Here is an 18,511-nt window from a genome sequence, read left to right on the forward strand (position 1 = left end):
GGATTAATCATGAGAGCTTTGACTTACCACGGCGCGAACAGTGTGAAGGTCGACACAGTGCCAGACCCGGAAATACAAGAAGCTGACGACATCATTTTGAAAGCCACCGCGACCGCAATCTGCGGCTCTGATCTGCACTTGTATCGCGGCAAGATACCCACGGTGGAACACGGCGACATATTCGGCCATGAGTTCATGGGCATTGTGGAAGAGACTGGCCCGGCGGTCACCGCTGTGCAGAAAGGTGATCGCGTAGTGATCCCTTTTGTGATTGCTTGCGGCAGCTGCTTTTTCTGCAACATCGACCTGTTCGCAGCCTGTGAAACCACCAACACCGGGCGCGGCGCGATCATCAACAAAAAGTCCATTCCGCCAGGGGCAGCACTGTTCGGTTTCAGTCATCTGTATGGCGGCATTCCCGGCGGTCAGGCTGAGTACGTGCGCGTGCCAAAGGCCAATGTCGGCCCGTTCAAAGTGCCGGGCACACTGGCTGACGAGAAGGTTCTGTTCCTTTCCGACATCTTGCCCACTGCCTGGCAGGCGGTAACCAATGCGGGCATCGGCCAGGGTTCGAGCGTTGCCATCTATGGCGCTGGTCCGGTGGGTCTGATGAGCGCCGCATGCGCGAGAATGCTCGGCGCCGAGAAGATATTCATGGTCGATCACCACCCGTATCGCCTGGCCTACGCGCAGAAAACCTATGGTGTGATCCCGATCAATTTCGATGACGACGATGACCCGGCCGATACCATCATTCGTCAGACAGCTGGCATGCGCGGCGTGGACGGTGTGGTCGATGCAGTCGGTTTCGAAGCCAAGGGCAGCACCACCGAAACCATTCTGGCCACGCTGAAACTGGAAGGCAGCAGTGGCAAGGCATTGCGTCAGTGCATCGCAGCGGTAAGGCGTGGCGGCGTAGTGAGCGTACCGGGCGTTTACGCAGGGTTTATCCACGGTTTCATGTTCGGCGATGCGTTCGACAAGGGCCTGACGTTCAAGATGGGCCAGACCCATGTCCATCGCTTCATGCCTGAACTGCTCGAGCACATCGAAGCGGGACGACTCGAACCGGAAGCCATCATCACCCACCGCATGTCGCTGGAAGATGCTGCGAAAGGTTACAAGCTGTTCGACAAGAAGGAAGAGGATTGCCGCAAGGTGATTCTGACTCCGGGCAACAACACCATTGTGGTGCCAGACGCCACGACAGAAGCGCTGGTTGCGGGTGGCGTGCCGGCCATGTAAGGCGCACCCTTGGTGCTCAAGATCGGACGCAGAGCGTCCAGAAGTGCGCTAACACGCGGCGCGTGGGAGCGATCGCCACACGCTCCGTCGATAGAGAATGCGGAGCGTCCAGAAGATAGTGGTCGTTGAGACTATCGTTCCCTACGCTCCAGCGTGGGGCGCCGTTCTGGACGCTCTGCGTCCGATCTTTGTGCCGCGGAGCATCACCCAAAGCGTGTGTCAGTGCATTTGCGGACGCACATTTTATCGGCTCAGGTAGGCAAATCGCCCTTTGAACGGTTTGCCGATGGGGTCGGCCAGGTCGCCGTGTTTGCTGGTACTCAGCCCAAGGTCCACCAGCGACTCTGCCAGTTTCACCGCCGCCGCCACGCCGTCGATCACCGGCAGACCAATCGCTTCACTCAATTGCCGACCCAGATCGGCCATCCCGCCGCAGCCCAGCACAATGGCACCTGCCCCCTCTTCATCACGTGCCCGGCGAGCCTGTTCGGCCATGCACTCGATCAGCTCAGGCCCGCTCTCTTCCAGCGCCAGCACCGGTAGATCGATACAACGTACCGAGGTGCACAGTTCGCTGAAGCCATAGCGCTGCAACAGGTGCTCGGCGATGATCCGCGTTCGGGTCAGCGTGGTGACCACTGCGAAGCGGGTGGAAATCAGACTGGCCATATGGAAAGCCGCTTCGGCAATGCCGATAACAGGTGCGCTGGCGTACTCGCGGGCTGCCAGCAGGCCAGGATCGCCGAAACAGGCGATGATGTGCGCGTCGACCTGTTGCTCACGGCCTTTGCGTATCTCTTCCAGCACGCCAAGGGTCGCTATCGCTTCGTCAAAATGGCCTTCGATAGACACCGGGCCATCATCGGGACTGCACGCAAGAATCTGCGTACCGGGGCGTGCAATGGCTTGCGCCGCGAGGCCAATCTTGTGGGTCATGGCTTCGCTGGTGTTGGGGTTGATCACTTGAATACGCACCGGAACTCCTTCAGCGCCGTTTGAAAATGCTATGAAAATCTACTGTCTCGCTCACCGGTGCATCTACATTCAGGCTGGCGCGGATACGGCGCAGATGCTCGGCCATCCACTCGCGGGCCTGTTCGCCCTGCCCGGCTTCGAGCAAGGTCAGCAAGTCAACGTGCTGACCACAATCACAGCCGACGCTGCGCCGCGAACCGTACACCGCCACGATCAGCGAAGAACGCGTAGCGAGCTGCGCGACTTGCTCGGTCAATACCTGATTGCCCGCCAACGCGCTCAATTGCACATGAAATCTGGCCGACAACTGAATAGCTTCGCTGTGACGCCCGGCGTGTTGCGCCTCATGTTCCTGTTCACAGAGCGCACGCAGTGATTCCAGACGCTGACCGCCTGCCCGTGCGGCGATATCGGCCATCAGCGCGGGTTCGATCAACTGCCTGGCACCCAGCACATCCTGCGCTTCCTGCGCCGACGGTTGCGCGACCTCTGCGCCGCGCTTGGGACGCAAGGTCACCAGCCGTTCCAGGGCCAGGCGCTGCAAGACCTTGCGAATGCCGGTCCGGCTGATCTCGAACACTTCAGCCAATGCGTCCTCGGGCAAACGCGTGCCTGGCGCAAGCCGGTGCTCGACGATTGCTTCCAGTACGTGCTGATAAATTTGCTCGTCGCGGCCTTTTTCATCGGCAGCGGGCGTCAGGAACAAGGGAGCGCTGGCAGGTCGAGTCATGGTTTCAGATCACTTTTTCGGTACAGATCGTATACAGGAATAGTGCCCGATGTACCACTTGATGAATAGCGCTATCTAAGCCGCCAAGCAACGCCTATGGGCTGGGCAGCCTGCAAAATCGCACCGAAAATGGGCCATTGCGCTCCGTTAGTGTGCGCTTTAAGCGCTATGACGGACGTGCCCACTGTGCTGACTTTTCTGGACTGGAACGCCAGCTGGCATAGCGCGCATTGACTTTTTGCCTATGAAAAAACGTATGGCACATCTTTTGCGTACAGGATCGTATACAAAAATATCATCGATCGTACCCCGATCCCGCCACGATCCATCGAGGGAGTAACGCTATGACAGACCAACGCCCGGCCGGATACAGCCCGCGCCTGCACAACCATGATCTGGGGCCGGTGCAGCAGAAGTGGACCTGGTACAACATTCTGGCGTTCTGGATGAGCGACGTGCACAGCGTCGGCGGTTACGTTTTCGCCGCCAGCCTCTTCGCGCTCGGCCTGGCCAGCTGGCAAGTGTTGATTGCGCTGCTGGTGGGCATCTGCATCATTCAGGTGATTGCCAATCTGGTCGCCAAACCCAGCCAGCAAGCCGCCGTGCCCTACCCGGTCATCTGCCGCCTGGCCTTCGGGGTATTCGGTGCCAACATTCCTGCAATCATCCGCGGGCTGATTGCAGTGGCGTGGTACGGCATTCAAACCTATCTGGCGTCCAGCGCACTGGTGATCGTGGTTTTGCGTTTCTTCCCGGAACTGGCTGCGTATCAGAACCCGACCTTTCTCGGGTTGTCGTGGCTTGGCTGGTTCGGTTTTCTGGCGTTGTGGGTGGTCCAGGCTGCTGTATTCTGGACCGGCATGGAATCGATCAAGCGCTTCATCGACTGGGCCGGTCCTGCCGTTTACGCGGTGATGTTCGCGCTGGCAGGCTGGATTGTCTGGCGCGCCGGTTGGGATAACATCAGTTTCACCCTGGCTGAAAAAGAGTTATCCGGCTGGGCGGCGTTCGGGCAGGTGGTCATGGCCATCGCGCTGGTGGTCTCATACTTCTCCGGCCCGACGCTGAACTTCGGTGATTTCAGCCGCTATTGCCGCAGCATGGCCGACGTGCGCCGCGGCAATTTCTGGGGCTTGCCGGTGAACTTTCTGGCGTTCTCGCTGGTGACGGTGGTGATTGTCTCGGGCACGCTGCCGATTTTCGGTGAAATGATCCACGACCCTATTGCCACCGTAGCGCGTATCGATAACACCACCGCCGTGCTGCTCGGCGCATTTACTTTCGTGACCGCCACTGTCGGCATCAACATCGTCGCCAACTTCGTTTCCCCGGCCTTCGACTTTGCCAACGTGGCCCCCAGCCGCATCAGCTGGCGTGCAGGCGGCATGATTGCTGCCGTAGCTTCGATCTTTATCACGCCCTGGAACCTGTTCAACAACCCTGAAGTGATCCATTACACCCTGGACGTGCTCGCGGCCTGCATCGGCCCACTGTTCGGCATCCTGCTGGTGGATTACTACCTGATCAAGAAGCAGCAGATTGATGTCGACGCCCTGTTCAATGACACGCCAAGCGGTCGTTACTGGTACACCAATGGCGTGAACTGGATTGCGGTCAAAGCGCTAGTGCTGACGGCGCTGGTGGGCCTGTGCTTTACCTTTGTCGAGTGGTTCAAGCCCATTGCCAACTTTGCGTGGTTCACCGGGTGCATCCTGGGTGGCGCGCTGTTTTATGTGATGACCCGCTGGTCGCCCGTGCAGACTGCCAACCTGCCTGCGCCTGTCGGCCAGAACTAAGAGCTACTGCAGAGGCGCTGGCACCTGACCGGGACCAGCGCCTGCACGTTACACAAACACCGGTCGCCTCGCGAAATCAGCGCTTTCAGCTGGCTCGGCAAGCCCGATATGACCTGAAAGCACTGCCCAGACTGCCTCCGTAGAAAATACTGCACTTATCAGATGATATTAATTTAATATCACTCTCAGACCAAACCCATGGAATGATGGAGTGTCACTGATCGCCTGTAAGGCCTGGGGCACAAAATAGAATAAAATTTGTACAACTTTCAGGCCGCTGCGCTGCCCTATGACTGAGTCTTTGTGAACCAGGCGTTCAAGTGGGTCGATAGTGATGAGCAATGATGTTTCCGGCGGCATGCCATTCGCCCCCCAGCCACTCCCGCCTTCAGAGCAGGAAGCGGTCGAGCAGCTACAACTCGCCCTTGATTCAGGGGCAGTTGTCGGCACTTGGGTGTGGGACATCATTGCCGATCAGTTGACCGGCGATGAGCGTTTTGCCCGGACCTTCGGCTTGTGCCCGAAGCTGTGCGCCAAAGGCTTGCCACTGGAGCTGGTGATAGCTTCCATTCATCCCGACGATTCGGCCAGAGTCGACAAGTCAATCGAGGACGCGCTTCAGAACAGCGAAACCTACCGATGCGAATACCGGGTTCTGCATGAAGACGGCCTTTATCGCTGGGTTGAAGCCAGCGGAAAAATCGAGCGTGATAGTCGCGGCAAGCCTGTTCGCAGTCCGGGCGTATTGCTTGATATAGACAGCCGTCGCATGGCTGAAGACGAGCGCGACCGGCTCAACGAGTTGCTGAGGATATTCACGGCTGCCGTTCCGGGCGTTGTCTACGCCAAGGATCTCGAAGGTCGCATGCTGGTCGCCAATCGTGGCACCGCTGAACTGATCGGCAAGCCGCCCGAGTTTTTCATCGGCAAGACGGACCTGGAGTTTCTGGATGATCAGCAACAGGCACGGGTGCTCATGGAAACCGACCGGCGGATCATGCAGAACAATGTCAGCGAACAGATCGAAGAACAGGTCAACCTGCCTGACGGCTCTGCAGCGACGTGGCTCTCGACCAAAGCGCCCTTGCTCGATGAAAACGGCGAGGTGATCGGTCTGATCGGCTCATCTGTTGATGTCACCGCCAGAAAAAAAGCCGAAGAAGCGGTCAGAGAACTCAATCAGACACTCGAACAGCGCATCGAACAAGCCGTTTTCGAACGTGAGCAGATCGAAGACGCCCTGCGCCATTCCCAGAAGATGGACGCCGTCGGACAACTGACAGGCGGCATCGCACATGACTTCAACAACCTGCTGGCCGGCATTTCCGGCAGCCTTGAACTGATCACCAAACGACTGGCTCAAGGCCGTGTCGGTGATGTAGACCGGTACGTGTCGGTCGCTCAGGGCGCAGTACGGCGCGCGGCTTCGCTGACTCACCGGCTGCTGGCGTTTTCGCGGCGTCAGAACCTGTCCCCGAGAGTCACCAACGTCAACGTGTTGATTCAGGACATGGAAGAACTTATTGCACGCACGGTCGGCCCGGAGATAGATATAAAAGTCGTCGCCCACGATGACTTGTGGCCTGCACTGATCGATCATGCCCAGTTGGAAAGTTCGCTGCTGAACCTGTGCCTGAACGCCCGTGACGCAATGCCCAGTGGCGGGCGCATCGTCATCGAAACAGCCAATGCGTCCATTGAAGAATGTACCGACCCTGACCACGGCATTCCTGCCGGCGAGCACTTGAGCATCCGCGTCACAGATACTGGCATGGGGATGAGCCCGGACACCGTCGCCAAGGCGTTTGAACCGTTCTTCACCACCAAACCCATTGGCGCCGGGACCGGCCTGGGCCTGTCGATGGTCTACGGTTTTGTGCGCCAGTCCGGCGGTCAGATCCGCGTCGAGTCGGTTGAAGGTCATGGCACCAGCGTAGTCATGCACCTGCCACGGCATATTGCTGAAAATGCTCCACGCGCTGCCGAGCCCGAAATAACCGAAGAGCCAGCGCAGCACACCGGCGAAACCGTTCTGATCGTTGATGACGAGCCGTCGGTCAGAATGCTTGTCGCCGAGGTGATCACCGGCCTGGGCTACAACTGCCTGGAAGCAGGCGACGCTCAGTCAGGTTTGCAGATCCTGCAGTCAGATACCCGCATCGACCTGCTCATCAGTGACATCGGTTTGCCGGGCGGCATGAACGGCCGGGAAATGGCTGACGCTGCGGGCGACTGCCGACCGGGGCTGCCGACCCTGTTCATCACTGGCTACGCCAAGACTTCAGTGCTGGACGACTGCCACCTGCGGCCCTGCACACAAGTTTTGACCAAACCGTTCGGGCTGGATGCTCTCGCCGGGCGAGTGACAGGCCTGATCGGCGCGGATGCAGCCACTCGCTGCTATTGATAGCGTGCACCCTACGACACCCGATGGCCGGTATTTTGTGGTCAAGGGACAACTCTGGCGATGTTCCAATCCGTCCCTGAGCGAAGAGGTTCGTCAGCGACTAGTGAATGAGTTGATGGCTGCCCGGCGCGAAGTCAAGGCAGCCAAGGCAAGCGCGGATTCAGATGCACTGAAAGCCGCCCGGACCGGGGTTCACCAGGCCAAGGTTGCACTTGGGGAGCGCGGCGACGTCTGGTGGACTGACGGGGCGAGGGATTTCAATCGGTGCAATGTGGAAAACACGCCATATGCGCAGTGGTATGAAGTGTCAGAAGCACAACGATCGACTAAGTAAACGCCTTCGATACAGCGGCAAACCTCATTCATTACTATTCACCGCCCCGCTTGATCATCGGATTAGGCCTCGCCTTGCCCCTGAGGCGCTGTGATAGACGCTCCGCGAAGCATTTATATGATAACCAGCATTTATTAATCGGCGCGCCCGCCGATAAACCGCTATTGCTTTTGCTGTACTTCACATCTCGGCACTCCCCCTCTAAAGGCCCTTATCGGCATGACAAAATCGCTAAAATTCAGCCATAAAATCCTGTTGGCGGCGTCTCTCGTAGTGATCGCCGCATTCACCCTGTTCACGTTTTACAACGACTATCTGCAACGCAACGCCCTGCGCCTGCAATTGAAGGAGAACCTGAATCAGACGGGTGACAGCACCGCAGGCAACATCCGCAACTGGCTTTCAGGGCGAATTCTTCTGGTAGAGAACCTGGCGGAAAATGCGTCTTCGCCGCAATCAACCGACGCGCAGAATCTTGCCCTCGGCCAACCCACGCTTATCGCCACCTTCATGAGTATTTACCAGGGTAAGAGCGATGGTTCTTTCGTCACTCAGCCGCCTGATGACATGCCGGCCGACTATGACCCCAGGACCCGGCCGTGGTATGTCGATGCCGTGCGCGCAGGCAAGACGATCCTCACCGAACCGTATCTGGATGCTGTGACCAAAGGGTTGATCGTGACTCTTGCCACACCGGTCAAAAGTGCATCGGGTGTATCCGGGGTCATTGGCGGTGATCTGAGCCTGGAAATACTGGTGAAAATGATCAGCTCGCTGCGCCTTCATGGCGACGGCTACGCGTTTCTGGTCGATGCGAATGGCCGCATTCTGGTCCACCCGGACACTTCGCTGGTAATGAAAACGCTGGCAGAAGTCTACCCGGCGAATACGCCGAAATTGTCCCAGAACCTGAGCGAAAGCGAGCATGCCGGAAAAGCTCAGATTCTTACGTTTGCCCATGTAGACGGGCTGCCTTCCGTCAACTGGTATGTGGGCGTGGCGATGGACAAAGAGATCGCCTATGCAGCACTGGGCGAGTTCAGAAACTCGGCCATCGTGGCGACTGTCATTGCGGTGGTGCTGATAATCCTTCTGCTGGGAATGCTTCTGAGCGTACTGATGCGGCCGCTCAACCTGATGGGCCGCGCCATGCACGATATCGCTGCCGGCGAAGGTGATCTGACCAAACGCTTGACGATTCAGAGCGAAGACGAGTTCGGGTATCTGGGCAACGGCTTCAACCTCTTTGTAGAACGAATCCACGACTCGATGCGTGAAGTAGCCTCCTCCACGGTACAGCTCAATGAAGTTGCCCAGCGGGTAGTGAATGCCTCCAACTCGTCGATGCTCAATTCCGATCAGCAGTCCAACCGTACCAACAGCGTGGCCGCAGCCATCAATGAGCTGGGCGCTGCAACCCAGGAGATTGCCCAGAACGCCGCGCGCGCCTCTGGCCATTCAAGCGATGCACGCACGCTGGCCTCGGACGGTCAGGACGTGGTCGGGCAGAACATCGCGGCCATGAGCCGCCTGTCAAAGCGCATCAGCAACGCAAGTGAACAGATTGAAACGCTCAATACAAAAACCGCCAACATCGGCCAGATACTGGAAGTGATTACCGGCATCTCTCAACAGACCAACCTGCTGGCCCTTAACGCAGCCATCGAGGCGGCACGCGCGGGTGAAGCCGGCCGAGGTTTTGCCGTGGTGGCCGACGAAGTACGCAGCCTGGCCCACCGAACGCAAGAATCGGCGAGCCTGATCGAGCAGCTGCAATCGGGCGCTCGCGAGGCTGTTGCGCTCATGAACGAAAGCCAGCGTGAAAGTGTTGAAACGGTCGGCATTGCCAACAAGGCCGTTGCAAGCCTTGAACACGTTACCGAACGCATTGGCGAAATCGACGGCATGAACCATTCGGTTGCCACGGCGACCGAAGAACAAACTGCCGTTGTGGAAGCGATCAATGTGGATATCACAGAGATCAATACCCTGAACCAGCAAGGCGTGGAGAACTTGAACGCTACCCTGCGCGCCTGCACTGACCTTGAACAGCAATCCACCCGCTTGACTCAGCTGGTGGGTAGCTTCCGTATATAACGCTCAAGCCGCTGCCAGAGAATTTCTGGCAGCGGCTCTACATCCCGACTGCCAGGAAGCACGCGCAACTAAGGCAACTGCTGTTCAATCACCACCAGCCACCCCATGCCGGGATAAGTCTCAAAGCCCGGGGTCATTGAATACCCTTGAATGCTGTTGTTGGGCAGTGTGCTGTAACCGGTGGCCTGCCCCGCCCTGGTCTGCAAGTCGATACTGTGGCCCAACGGGCTTTGGGGGTCGGAACTGGCAATTATCCTGTGGCTGGCATCGACCATCATCACTCGGGTGCGGATGCGCTCTTCATCACTCAGACGCACGCCATTGATCACCGAGTCCGACTGATTCTTCCAGTCAAAGAAAATCCCGATGACGCCGATCACAGGTGAGTGTTTGCCGGCGTTACTGCGCACGGCTGCACTGAACGCACAGGTTTGCGAGCCGTTGAGCAAGGGCTCCACAGCGACTTCACCGGCAAAGTATTGATCGCCAGACGAGTGCCGCACCGCCTGCTTGAACCAAGTCGCCTCATTTACATTCGCACCGATAACCTTGTCGAAGGTATCGGGCCGACCGGACGCAATCACGCAGCCGGTTGTATTAGCAACCCAGATGTCCAGGTACACCGTATAACTGTCCAGAATGACGCCGAGGCGCTCACTGGAGTGTGCGCGACTCTGCGCAGTTGGGGTCATCAGTACATCAACCAGCGATGCATCGGTCGCCCACCAGCGAACATCGCACGTGCGCTCGTACAAATTGCGATCAATGATTTCGATCAGGTTCAGTGCGAGGTCTGCCAGCCGTTGTCCTCGCACATCAAAACACATGCCCTTACCAAGTTCGGTCAGTTCATTGACCGACGCTTGCAGGTCTTGAGTCAGACCGCTGGCAATCTTTGAAATCTGCTCGGAGATATTCTTCACCTCCTCGGCCACCACCGCAAAACCCCGACCGGCTTTACCTGCATGCGCCGCTTCGATCAGCGCGTTTATTGCCAGCAATCGAGTCTGGCGGGTGATCAGTTGTATATCGCTGACGCCACGAGTTGCCAGAGATTCCACTTCACGGGACAGGGTCACAATTCGTTCGGGTTCGATCATTTTCTTTCTGCTTCAATGAGTTACCGTAGGCGGCAGCCATCGCACAATCGTCGTGCAAAAAACAGAGGGAAAGAAGTTGTCATTCTCAAGGGCGCGGAAGTCTGGGCTTCCTGTTTTTATCGACTGATGTCGTAATGCCCTCAACCCCGCTAATGTAGTTTTGAAGGTCGACAATCTGCAAGCATTGCGCACGGAACGTTTGCACGACGGGTTTAAGAAGCATGTATGCGGAAGGGCTTCGGGCTGAGGGCATGCACTCAACTGTTGACGCTTTCGATCTCAGACTTTGTTGCTTGCACTACAGCCTCGCCCACCTCGGTAAGACCGAAAATAATATGCTGCACATAGGGAAACGAAGCGTCACAGGGCAATACGGCACCTGAAATCAACAGGCCTTCTTTCACAAGAGTATCGATCATCTCCATGAATTCCCCTATTGCCGGAACCGCTGGCTGGAGACGAATCAAACTCAGGTACAGCTGACCAGACGTCATCTTTCCAGGGCGGAAAAAATGGGCGCTGTCAACGATCTCCAGCACGGCCAGCTCATCGGAAAAATGATGATTGCTCACAGTGACCTCCAGCTTCAGGAACCACGACCCGCGTCTCCAGCCAGGTCATGGTTCAATCGGCGTTGGCAAGTGGCTATCCGGCTTCAGAAACTCCATCACTTCAGCAGTAACGGAGGGGTGATCAATCAGCCGGTTATGGCCCAGCCCTTCCGTGGTAAAAAGACGTGCTCCGGGCCATAGCTTTGCGAACCGAGCCCCCTTTTCCCACGGGGTTTCGCGATCTCGGCGGTCATGAATAATAAGCGCTGGACGATCAAGCAACTGCAGTCGCGCAGAAGCGTCGTAATCCGCGAAGCGGCGGCCGCTCAGCGCATGCAAGTATCCTTCAAAAGGTGCGAAAACCTTGTGCGCGATACCAAAAGTTTCAAACTGATGAAGCGCGTTGTCAGCCGGGGCCAGGAACGGCGCAATCAACACAAACCGGTCGGGACGCCACTGCTCTTCCTGAGCGAAAATGATTGACGAAGCGCCCAACGAATGAGCGATCACGGCCGCAGGCTTTCCGAAATGGCGTCCTACCTGCTGAAGCACTTCCACAAACTGCGGCATGTGGCTGATATCGCCAGAGCTTAATCCATGGGCAGGCTGATCAAAACCAACCACCGCATAGCCCATCGATCGTAACAACGGCACCCAGCCGACAAAACGCATCGCGTAGCTTGACCACCCATGGGAGAACAACACATAAGGTTGACTGGAAGGATCTCCCCACACGTAGGTGCAGATCTTGAACCCGTTCAGTTCCAGAGTACCCGTTTGCACATCCGCCGATGCGCTCAGCGCAGCCGCAGCCTCGGCACGTCCTGCGGCCTGGGGTGTCACGAAACGTCGGGCAAGGTATCTTCCGGTGGGGCCAGGTAGAATACGGCTGGCAAGCATGAAGGTGCCCCGCAGCGTCAATAATCGAAGCCTGTTGGTAAGTTTGCTCATCGGTATTCTCCGCACCAGCCATAATACCTGGAGCAATTAGAGCAGCCTATCTTGTCACTGACAAGATAGGCTGTACGATGGCTGTATAACTTTTATTTCATGACAGGGAGCTTCGTATGTCGACCTCAGATACCCCGCGTACTTACCACCATGGCAACTTGCCGACCGTCTTGCGGCAGGCGGCCTGGGACATCGTGGGGGAAGCAGGCATGCGAGGACTCTCACTGCGTGAATGCGCAAGACGGGCGAACGTTTCACACGCCGCACCTGCGCACCATTTCGGCTCTCTGGAAAACCTGATGGCAGAGGTGGTGGCCGATGGTTATGAACGGATGGTCGACGCTATCCGTGCCGCGCAGCGGGACCTTGGCGACTGTGTACTGGGCTGTGGGATAGGCTATGTCAATTTCGCTAAAAACTACCCACAGCACTTCCGGTTGATGTTCGGAATGGGCGGGGTCAACCGCACATTACCCAGGTTGCTCACTTCAGGCGAAGCCACGCTGCAACTGCTTCGTCAGTCGATACGTACAGCATGGGTCGCAAAAAACGGTGCCGAACCAGACTCGACAGTGCTTGAGCAACGCACCTTCCTCGCCTGGAGCACTGCGCATGTGTATGCCTCATTGGCGATCGACAGAAAGCCGGACGAACTCTCTGTGGCCTCGGCCGAATCGATACTCAAACCGATGGCGTCTTTTTTGCTTACACCATAGCGCTCCGCGCCCCGCAAAAGCGCCCGTGCCTATATGCCCACTTCGCCCTCTGAAACGCCCTCTGCGCCGCATCTCCCGAGCGGCCAAAGCGCCTGCGCGCGAGATTTCTCTTCGCCCCTCTCGCCTATGAATGCAGGCGCACACGACCTCGCCATATTTTGATGTCGACCAACATCAATAAGTTGACATTTTAGATTTTGATCGTAATCATAACGCCAAGGATCAATTGGCAGGGCCCTTCTGCGTCAGCGTCGAAGGCCCTGCCGGGTGACCGACAATCGCAGGCGCAAACGCCTGGCTGCCCTTATTGCATTACTTGTCAGGACATCACCAATGACTACTCTCTCCACTGTTCTCATCACTGGCGCTTCCAGCGGTATTGGTGCCATTTATGCTGAGCGATTTACCCGTCGTGGCCACAACCTGGTGCTTGTCGCACGTGACAAGCTACGCCTCGATGCTCTGGCAGCAAGGCTGAGTGAAGAAAACGACGTATCTGTCGAAGTGCTTCAGGCCGACCTGACCAACTCTGACGACCTCACAGCGCTTGAAACTCGCCTGCGCGACGATGCCCGGATCGGCGTCCTTATCAATAACGCAGGTATTGCTCAGTCCGGCGGATTCATTGAGCAGAGCGCTGAGGCTATTGAAAAGCTTGTCGCCCTCAACATTGTTGCGCTGACGCGACTCGCTGCCGCAGTGGCCCCTCGCTTCGCGCAGTCCGGTACCGGTTCAATCGTCAACCTCGGGTCGGTGGTGGGCTTGGCGCCAGAGCTCGGTATGACCGTTTACGGTGCCACCAAGGCTTATGTGCTGTTCCTGTCTCAAGGCTTGAACCTGGAACTGGCACCCAAGGGCGTGTACATCCAGGCGGTCCTGCCGGCAGCTACCCGCACCGAAATCTGGGAGCGCGCCGGGATCGACCTCAACACCCTCCCCGAGGTGATGGACGTCGAAGAACTGGTCGATGCAGCGCTGGTGGGCTTCGATCGTCGCGAACTGGTGACCATTCCGCCACTGCACGTTGCAGGTCGATGGGACGCGCTTGATGGCGCGCGGCAAGGGTTGCTGTCGGACATTCGACAGGCGAACGCCGCAGAGCGCTATCTGACCAAAGCCTGAAACCAGGGTACCCATCATGAGTAGCTCAAATCTGCAGACTGAACCGCCCCGGGTTTCTCGGAGACTCCAACCTTTGAGAGGATGGAGCGATGAAAAAACTACCGAAGTATTCCCCAGAGGTCCGTGAGCGGGCCATCAGGATGGTTTTCGAACACCTTCCTGAGTACGAGTCGCAGTGGGCCACCATCAGTGCCATTGCCCCCAAGATCGGCTGCACGCCCGAGACATTACGGCTGTGGGTTCGCCAATCTGAGCGCAACAGCGGCCAGCGTGATGGGCTGAGCACAGTCGAACGTGAGCGAGTCAAGCTCTTGGAGCGTGAGAACCGTCAGTTGCGTCAAGCTAACGAGATCTTGCGTAAGGCCTCAGCCTATTTTGCCCAGGCGGAGCTCGACCGCCCATTCAAACGATGAAGACGTTTATTGATGAAAACCGCCAGTCTTACGGGGTCGAGCCGATTTGCAAGGTGTTGCCAATCGCCCCGTCGACGTACTACCGGTACGCTGCTCAGCAGGCTGACCCCAGCCAGCAGTCAGCGCGTGCGCAGCGTGACCAGGAACTGGGTGAGCACATCCAGCGAGTCTGGGATGAGCACTTCCAGGTATATGGCGTGCGCAAGGTCTGGCGACAATTGCTGCGTGACGGACTGCAAGTCGCCCGCTGTACAGTGCAACGTCTGATGGGAGAGCTGGGCCTGCAAGGCGTGGTACGCGGCAAGCCCGTCAAGACGACGGTCAGCGACCAAGCCAGGCCGTGCCCGCAGGATCATGTCAACCGTCAGTTTGTGGCTGAGTGCCCGAACGCCCTATGGGTATCGGACTTTACCTACGTCAGTACCTGGCAGGGTTTTGTTTACGTGGCCTTCATCATTGATGTCTTTGCCCGATTCATCGTCGGTTGGAAGGTGTCCAGTTCAGCGCGTACCGATTTTGTACTCGATGCACTGGAGCAAGCCCTTTACGCCCGTCGCCCAGTCAAGCAGGGTGGACTCATTCACCACAGTGACCGTGGCGTGCAGTACGTGTCCATTCGCTATACCGAGCGTCTTGTCGAAGCCGGTATTGAGCCATCGGTCGGGAGTGTCGGTGACTCTTACGACAATGCTTTGGCTGAGACCATCAATGGTCTTTACAAGGCTGAAGTGATTCATCGACGCTCTTGGCCCACACGGGGGGCGGTGGAGCTGGAAACCCTGAAATGGGTGGACTGGTTCAATCACCGCCGCCTGCTGGAGCCAATCGGTCATATTCCACCGGTCGAAGCAGAAGCAATCTATTATCAGCAACTCACCGAGTCTGCCCAGGTGGCATGACTCAAACAAAAGGGTCTCCGAGAAACCCGGGGCGGTTCAGCTCTAAGTGATTCCCGAGTCTGCGGAGCGGTGTTCTGCAGCGCATTATTGACGCCCTCTAGGGCCTCGCGCAGACAATTGAAGTGGGTATCGCTCAAATGATCGAAAAACAATTCAAGTCCTTCGTCCGTTTCGAGAAACTTCGGATCCCTTATCCCCACCGACGTAATCGCGGCCTGCACAGCATCATCGAAAGAAGTCAGAGCACGACGCGTGTCCTCGTTCAGGCCCTCCAGAGTCTGGGCTGCGGCATCCAACCAGATCTCGTCATTGACTTCGCCTTTGGCCAGCACGGTTGGCGCATTACGTCCGCGGATGTTGTCGCACAACGAAACAATGGCAGGCTGAATGCCGCCGGCCATGAACGGCTTGGCGGCCGCGAACGCAAGCGCGCTGCCGAAACCAGACCACGGTCCGTGGACGGCGCCGATGAAGCTTGACGCACCGAACGTAAGCATACTGGGTAACGCGCTGCTGATAGGGTTTGGCAGGCCAGAGTTGAAGCTGAACTTTAGGAAATTGTTCACATCACCGCCATGCATGCCCCTAGAGGCATATGCCATTACACGGATCGCATCGTCGTCTATCCGAGCAGTCATGGTCTTCGCGCAGATGTTCTCATGGCCTTCGCTGGCGTGGCGCTCGTCGTGTACCCGAAAAGTTTCGCAGAGCTTAAGGTAGAGGTCAGGGTGCGTGGGCGCATTTTTGGCGGCCAGATAGGCAGTCTGCAATTGGCTGAGGTCTTCCGGCTTGCGCGACATCACAGTCGTCCCGTCCGGTATGACCTTGGCCGCCGCCGTGATGTCTCTAACGCGCGCCGTGGTAAGTTGCTCTGCGGTCTGCGTCGTTGCAGCGGTGGCCTGCATTCCCTCTGTTTGCGTGATGCCACTTATTTCATGAGAGCATGACGCTTCTTGCCCAAGATTGGTTAGAGGATTGTAGTGTTGTGTTGCACTAACTGATTGAACGGGCTTCATCGCTGCCTCGACATTGTTGTTTATTTGACCAGCCGGCAAGAGCCGACGCCCCGCCAATGAGTGTTCGAAATCACAGGAGGGTTCCAAAGACAGCTTCGAAACAGAGTCTGATAATAGACTTGGCAGGATTGCTGGGCCGCTGCACAGCCAAAGCGCTGAGGGACATTTTATGAACGAGATTCCTACCCCTGTCACGGGGTTCATAACGTGTCGTGTACTGAGCCGCTTCAGGCCAAAGACAATGTATGACTATCCCATTCTGGTTTGGATCGAATTCGAGCGACAGTGAGATGATTCAGTCCAATTGATTTCCCGGGGAGGGCACACAGGAACCCTGATCACAAATGCTAGAAGGGTGAAAACATCTTACGCAACGAATGGGACATGCGGTCGGTGAACTCATCACCCGACTAAGCCGTCATGCCTTGATGGCTGGTGGGCGGATCCACAGAGACGATCCGTATGCCTCGGTTATCGATTGCCTTCTTGGGGAGCCTAGAGAATTCGGAAAAAATCGTACTACAAGGGCTTCCCCATTGAGCACAAGCCCAATAGTTTCTGTTTGACTCCGCTGCATATGCCGGATCGACGTAAGAAGGTGAAGGACTGCGGTACTACAAACGGTCATCTTGAGCTGATCGCTCGGACCCTGATGAAAGACGCACGTGAGGGCCTCGTTCGCTAACCGGGACTGAATTTCCCATACGATTTTTCAGGTATCCCCCACGCAGGTCCAACCCGCTTCACATCAACGACGGCAGTGCACATTGATCCTTTTATCCGCTCATGATCCTCGCCCTAACGCCTTACAAGGTGATCAGTCATGACCTCTGGTGTTTACGCGCCCGTTGGTTCTGCCTGTTCAGGCTTGAACGTGTCGCCGTAATGCAGAACGGCCCAGGCCATCCTCGCATTCTTGGCGGCAATCGCCACGGCCGCACGCCAGTAACCCCGTCGCTCCATGAGGTTGCGGATCCAGCGACTGAGAGGGTCTTGCTTATTGCCCAGGTTGGCCATGACAGATCGAGCTCCAAGCACCAGTAGACTGCGTAAATAGGCATCCCCGGCTTTGGTGATACTTCCCAGGCGCTGCTTGCCGCCGCTACTGTACTGGCTTGGCGTCAGACCGTGCCAGGCAGCCACTTGGCGACCGTTTCTGAAGTCGTGCCCATCTCCAATACTGGCCACTAAAGCACTTGCTGTGGTCGAGCCAACCCCACGCAATTGCAGCAGCCTACGGCTGCGGTCGTCTTCGCGAGCGATCTGATTGATGGCTCGATCAAGTTCCACCAGCCGATCCTCGATATGGCTGGTGTGCTCCAACAGTTCACTCATGCACCGTCTTGCCCAGCCAGGCAAGGTGTCCAGACAGGGACCAATCTCTTTTCTCAATCGCTCTGGGCTTTGTGGCAGGACCACGCCGAATTCAGAAAGTAATCCGCGCAGTCGGTTGTACGTAGAGGTGCGTTCTTCGATGAATCCCTGGCGGGTTCGATGAAGGCAAAGAGTGGCCTGCTGATGCTCGTCTTTAACAGGGACAAACCGCATGCTGGGTCGGGTCACTGCCTCACAGATCGCGGCCGCATCTGCGGCATCGTTCTTGCCGCGCTTACCCGACCTTCTATAAGGCGAAACGAGTTTAGGAGCCATCAACTTGACCGTATGGCCGTGCTCGGCGAACACCCTCGCCCAATGATGAGCGCCTGAGCAAGCCTCCATACCAATCAAGCACGGGGGCAACTGGGCGATCAATGGCACCAGTTGATCCCGCGCAACCTTGGGCTTCACCAAGGTTGCATTACCAGCCTCATCAACGCCGTGAACGGCGAATACGGCCTTGGCTAGATCGATTCCCACGGTAATAATTGGCATGGACTTCCCCTCCTGTGGTTTTGATGCAGGTTTGACACTTCATCATGGCACTTCGATGCCGATTCGCGACTTTCGCCGCGCCCTTGGGACGGGGAAGTCCCTTTCATTCGCTAAGCATTCTACCTGTCAGTTGAAACCATAAAGATAGACGCCTCGGCGTCAGAAAATGCAGAAAACGGCCCTAGTCTGACGCGGTGCCAGTGAGTATCCTGACGCCGGATTGAGGTGTACTTCAATTAGACACCGCCCAGGCGTGACATGGCCCTATCTCCTGTCGGCAGAGCTTA

The 18,511-nt window shown here is 57.2% G+C and carries 14 protein-coding genes, 1 pseudogene and 1 other annotated feature; of the genes and pseudogenes, 8 read left to right on the forward strand and 7 right to left on the reverse strand.

What is annotated here, in order from left to right; genetic code table 11:
- The first annotated feature begins 9 nt into the window (after window positions 1-9).
- Window positions 10-1,245, forward strand: a complete 1,236-nt coding sequence (locus tag AC4ANE_RS18790; RefSeq protein WP_002554378.1) for a zinc-dependent alcohol dehydrogenase — start codon at window positions 10-12, stop codon at window positions 1,243-1,245.
- A gap of 243 nt (window positions 1,246-1,488) precedes the next feature.
- On the opposite strand, the gene AC4ANE_RS18795 is transcribed toward AC4ANE_RS18790, so the two are convergent.
- A complete protein-coding gene (locus AC4ANE_RS18795) occupies window positions 1,489-2,220 on the reverse strand; it encodes an aspartate/glutamate racemase family protein (RefSeq protein WP_002554379.1) in 732 nt (243 codons plus the stop codon).
- A gap of 10 nt (window positions 2,221-2,230) precedes the next feature.
- Window positions 2,231-2,950: a GntR family transcriptional regulator gene (locus tag AC4ANE_RS18800; RefSeq protein WP_002554380.1), complete on the reverse strand. Its 720-nt coding sequence runs from the start codon at window positions 2,948-2,950 to the stop codon at window positions 2,231-2,233.
- Window positions 2,951-3,294: 344 nt separating this feature from the next.
- On the opposite strand from AC4ANE_RS18800, the gene AC4ANE_RS18805 reads away from it, so the two are divergent.
- The 4 genes from AC4ANE_RS18805 (at window position 3,295) to AC4ANE_RS18820 (ending at window position 9,584) form a co-directional block, all read left to right on the forward strand.
- The gene (locus AC4ANE_RS18805) at window positions 3,295-4,746 is read left to right on the forward strand and encodes an NCS1 family nucleobase:cation symporter-1 (RefSeq protein ID WP_002554381.1); all 1,452 of its coding nucleotides are present in this window, start codon (window positions 3,295-3,297) and stop codon (window positions 4,744-4,746) included.
- 334 nt (window positions 4,747-5,080) lie between these two features.
- Window positions 5,081-7,153, forward strand: a complete 2,073-nt coding sequence (locus AC4ANE_RS18810) for a hybrid sensor histidine kinase/response regulator (RefSeq protein WP_002554382.1) — start codon at window positions 5,081-5,083, stop codon at window positions 7,151-7,153.
- Window positions 7,154-7,157: 4 nt separating this feature from the next.
- Window positions 7,158-7,487: a hypothetical protein gene (locus tag AC4ANE_RS18815; RefSeq protein ID WP_002554383.1), complete on the forward strand. Its 330-nt coding sequence runs from the start codon at window positions 7,158-7,160 to the stop codon at window positions 7,485-7,487.
- Window positions 7,488-7,706: 219 nt separating this feature from the next.
- Entirely contained in the window at window positions 7,707-9,584 is a 1,878-nt protein-coding gene (locus AC4ANE_RS18820; RefSeq protein WP_002554384.1) for a methyl-accepting chemotaxis protein, read from the forward strand.
- Between the two features lie 68 nt (window positions 9,585-9,652).
- On the opposite strand, the gene AC4ANE_RS18825 is transcribed toward AC4ANE_RS18820, so the two are convergent.
- The 3 genes from AC4ANE_RS18825 to AC4ANE_RS18835 all read right to left on the reverse strand — a co-directional run bounded on the left by AC4ANE_RS18825 (window position 9,653) and on the right by AC4ANE_RS18835 (window position 12,186).
- Window positions 9,653-10,684, reverse strand: a complete 1,032-nt coding sequence (locus tag AC4ANE_RS18825) for a methyl-accepting chemotaxis protein (RefSeq protein ID WP_002554385.1) — start codon at window positions 10,682-10,684, stop codon at window positions 9,653-9,655.
- Window positions 10,685-10,941: 257 nt separating this feature from the next.
- Window positions 10,942-11,256, reverse strand: a complete 315-nt coding sequence (locus tag AC4ANE_RS18830) for a hypothetical protein (protein ID WP_002554386.1) — start codon at window positions 11,254-11,256, stop codon at window positions 10,942-10,944.
- Between the two features lie 45 nt (window positions 11,257-11,301).
- The gene (locus AC4ANE_RS18835) at window positions 11,302-12,186 is read right to left on the reverse strand and encodes an alpha/beta hydrolase (RefSeq protein WP_005733776.1); all 885 of its coding nucleotides are present in this window, start codon (window positions 12,184-12,186) and stop codon (window positions 11,302-11,304) included.
- 116 nt (window positions 12,187-12,302) lie between these two features.
- Here AC4ANE_RS18835 and AC4ANE_RS18840 point away from each other — a divergent pair, with 116 nt between their 5' ends.
- The 3 genes from AC4ANE_RS18840 (at window position 12,303) to AC4ANE_RS18850 (ending at window position 15,336) form a co-directional block, all read left to right on the forward strand.
- Window positions 12,303-12,902 (forward strand): TetR/AcrR family transcriptional regulator, encoded by a 600-nt coding sequence (locus tag AC4ANE_RS18840; protein ID WP_460408463.1) that lies wholly within the window; start codon window positions 12,303-12,305, stop codon window positions 12,900-12,902.
- A 333-nt stretch (window positions 12,903-13,235) separates the two neighbouring features.
- The gene (locus AC4ANE_RS18845; protein WP_031598579.1) at window positions 13,236-14,024 is read left to right on the forward strand and encodes an SDR family NAD(P)-dependent oxidoreductase; all 789 of its coding nucleotides are present in this window, start codon (window positions 13,236-13,238) and stop codon (window positions 14,022-14,024) included.
- A gap of 89 nt (window positions 14,025-14,113) precedes the next feature.
- Window positions 14,114-15,336, forward strand: a protein-coding gene (locus AC4ANE_RS18850; protein WP_095178853.1) for an IS3-like element IS51 family transposase whose coding sequence is annotated in 2 segments (ribosomal slippage) — window positions 14,114-14,399 and window positions 14,399-15,336 — 1,224 coding nt in all. Because the reading frame shifts where the segments join, the coding sequence is not laid out codon by codon here.
- Window positions 14,392-14,508, forward strand: a sequence feature (AL1L pseudoknot). (Overlaps the previous gene by 117 nt.)
- 38 nt (window positions 15,337-15,374) lie before the next feature.
- Here the strand turns inward: AC4ANE_RS18850 and AC4ANE_RS18855 are convergent.
- Both AC4ANE_RS18855 and AC4ANE_RS18860 read right to left on the reverse strand, forming a co-directional pair.
- Window positions 15,375-16,456, reverse strand: a pseudogene (locus AC4ANE_RS18855) (type III effector); the annotation flags it as partial.
- A 733-nt stretch (window positions 16,457-17,189) separates the two neighbouring features.
- Complete coding sequence (locus AC4ANE_RS18860; protein ID WP_460408464.1) at window positions 17,190-18,224, reverse strand: IS110 family RNA-guided transposase; 1,035 nt, start codon at window positions 18,222-18,224, stop codon at window positions 17,190-17,192.
- Between the last annotated feature and the right edge of the window lie 287 nt (window positions 18,225-18,511).

This window comes from Pseudomonas sp. Pme6b (assembly GCF_058129925.1).

Excerpts from the sequence above, each read along its gene's own strand:
- AC4ANE_RS18840 (WP_460408463.1), top strand. The coding sequence starts at position 12,303 with ATGTCGACCTCAGATACCCCGCGTACTTACCACCATGGCAACTTGCCG.
- AC4ANE_RS18820 (WP_002554384.1), top strand. The coding sequence starts at position 7,707 with ATGACAAAATCGCTAAAATTCAGCCATAAAATCCTGTTGGCGGCGTCT.
- AC4ANE_RS18845 (WP_031598579.1), top strand. The coding sequence starts at position 13,236 with ATGACTACTCTCTCCACTGTTCTCATCACTGGCGCTTCCAGCGGTATT.
- AC4ANE_RS18835 (WP_005733776.1), bottom strand. The coding sequence starts at position 12,186 with ATGAGCAAACTTACCAACAGGCTTCGATTATTGACGCTGCGGGGCACC.
- AC4ANE_RS18860 (WP_460408464.1), bottom strand. The coding sequence starts at position 18,224 with ATGCCAATTATTACCGTGGGAATCGATCTAGCCAAGGCCGTATTCGCC.
- AC4ANE_RS18790 (WP_002554378.1), top strand. The coding sequence starts at position 10 with ATGAGAGCTTTGACTTACCACGGCGCGAACAGTGTGAAGGTCGACACA.
- AC4ANE_RS18825 (WP_002554385.1), bottom strand. The coding sequence starts at position 10,684 with ATGATCGAACCCGAACGAATTGTGACCCTGTCCCGTGAAGTGGAATCT.
- AC4ANE_RS18810 (WP_002554382.1), top strand. The coding sequence starts at position 5,081 with ATGAGCAATGATGTTTCCGGCGGCATGCCATTCGCCCCCCAGCCACTC.
- AC4ANE_RS18805 (WP_002554381.1), top strand. The coding sequence starts at position 3,295 with ATGACAGACCAACGCCCGGCCGGATACAGCCCGCGCCTGCACAACCAT.
- AC4ANE_RS18800 (WP_002554380.1), bottom strand. The coding sequence starts at position 2,950 with ATGACTCGACCTGCCAGCGCTCCCTTGTTCCTGACGCCCGCTGCCGAT.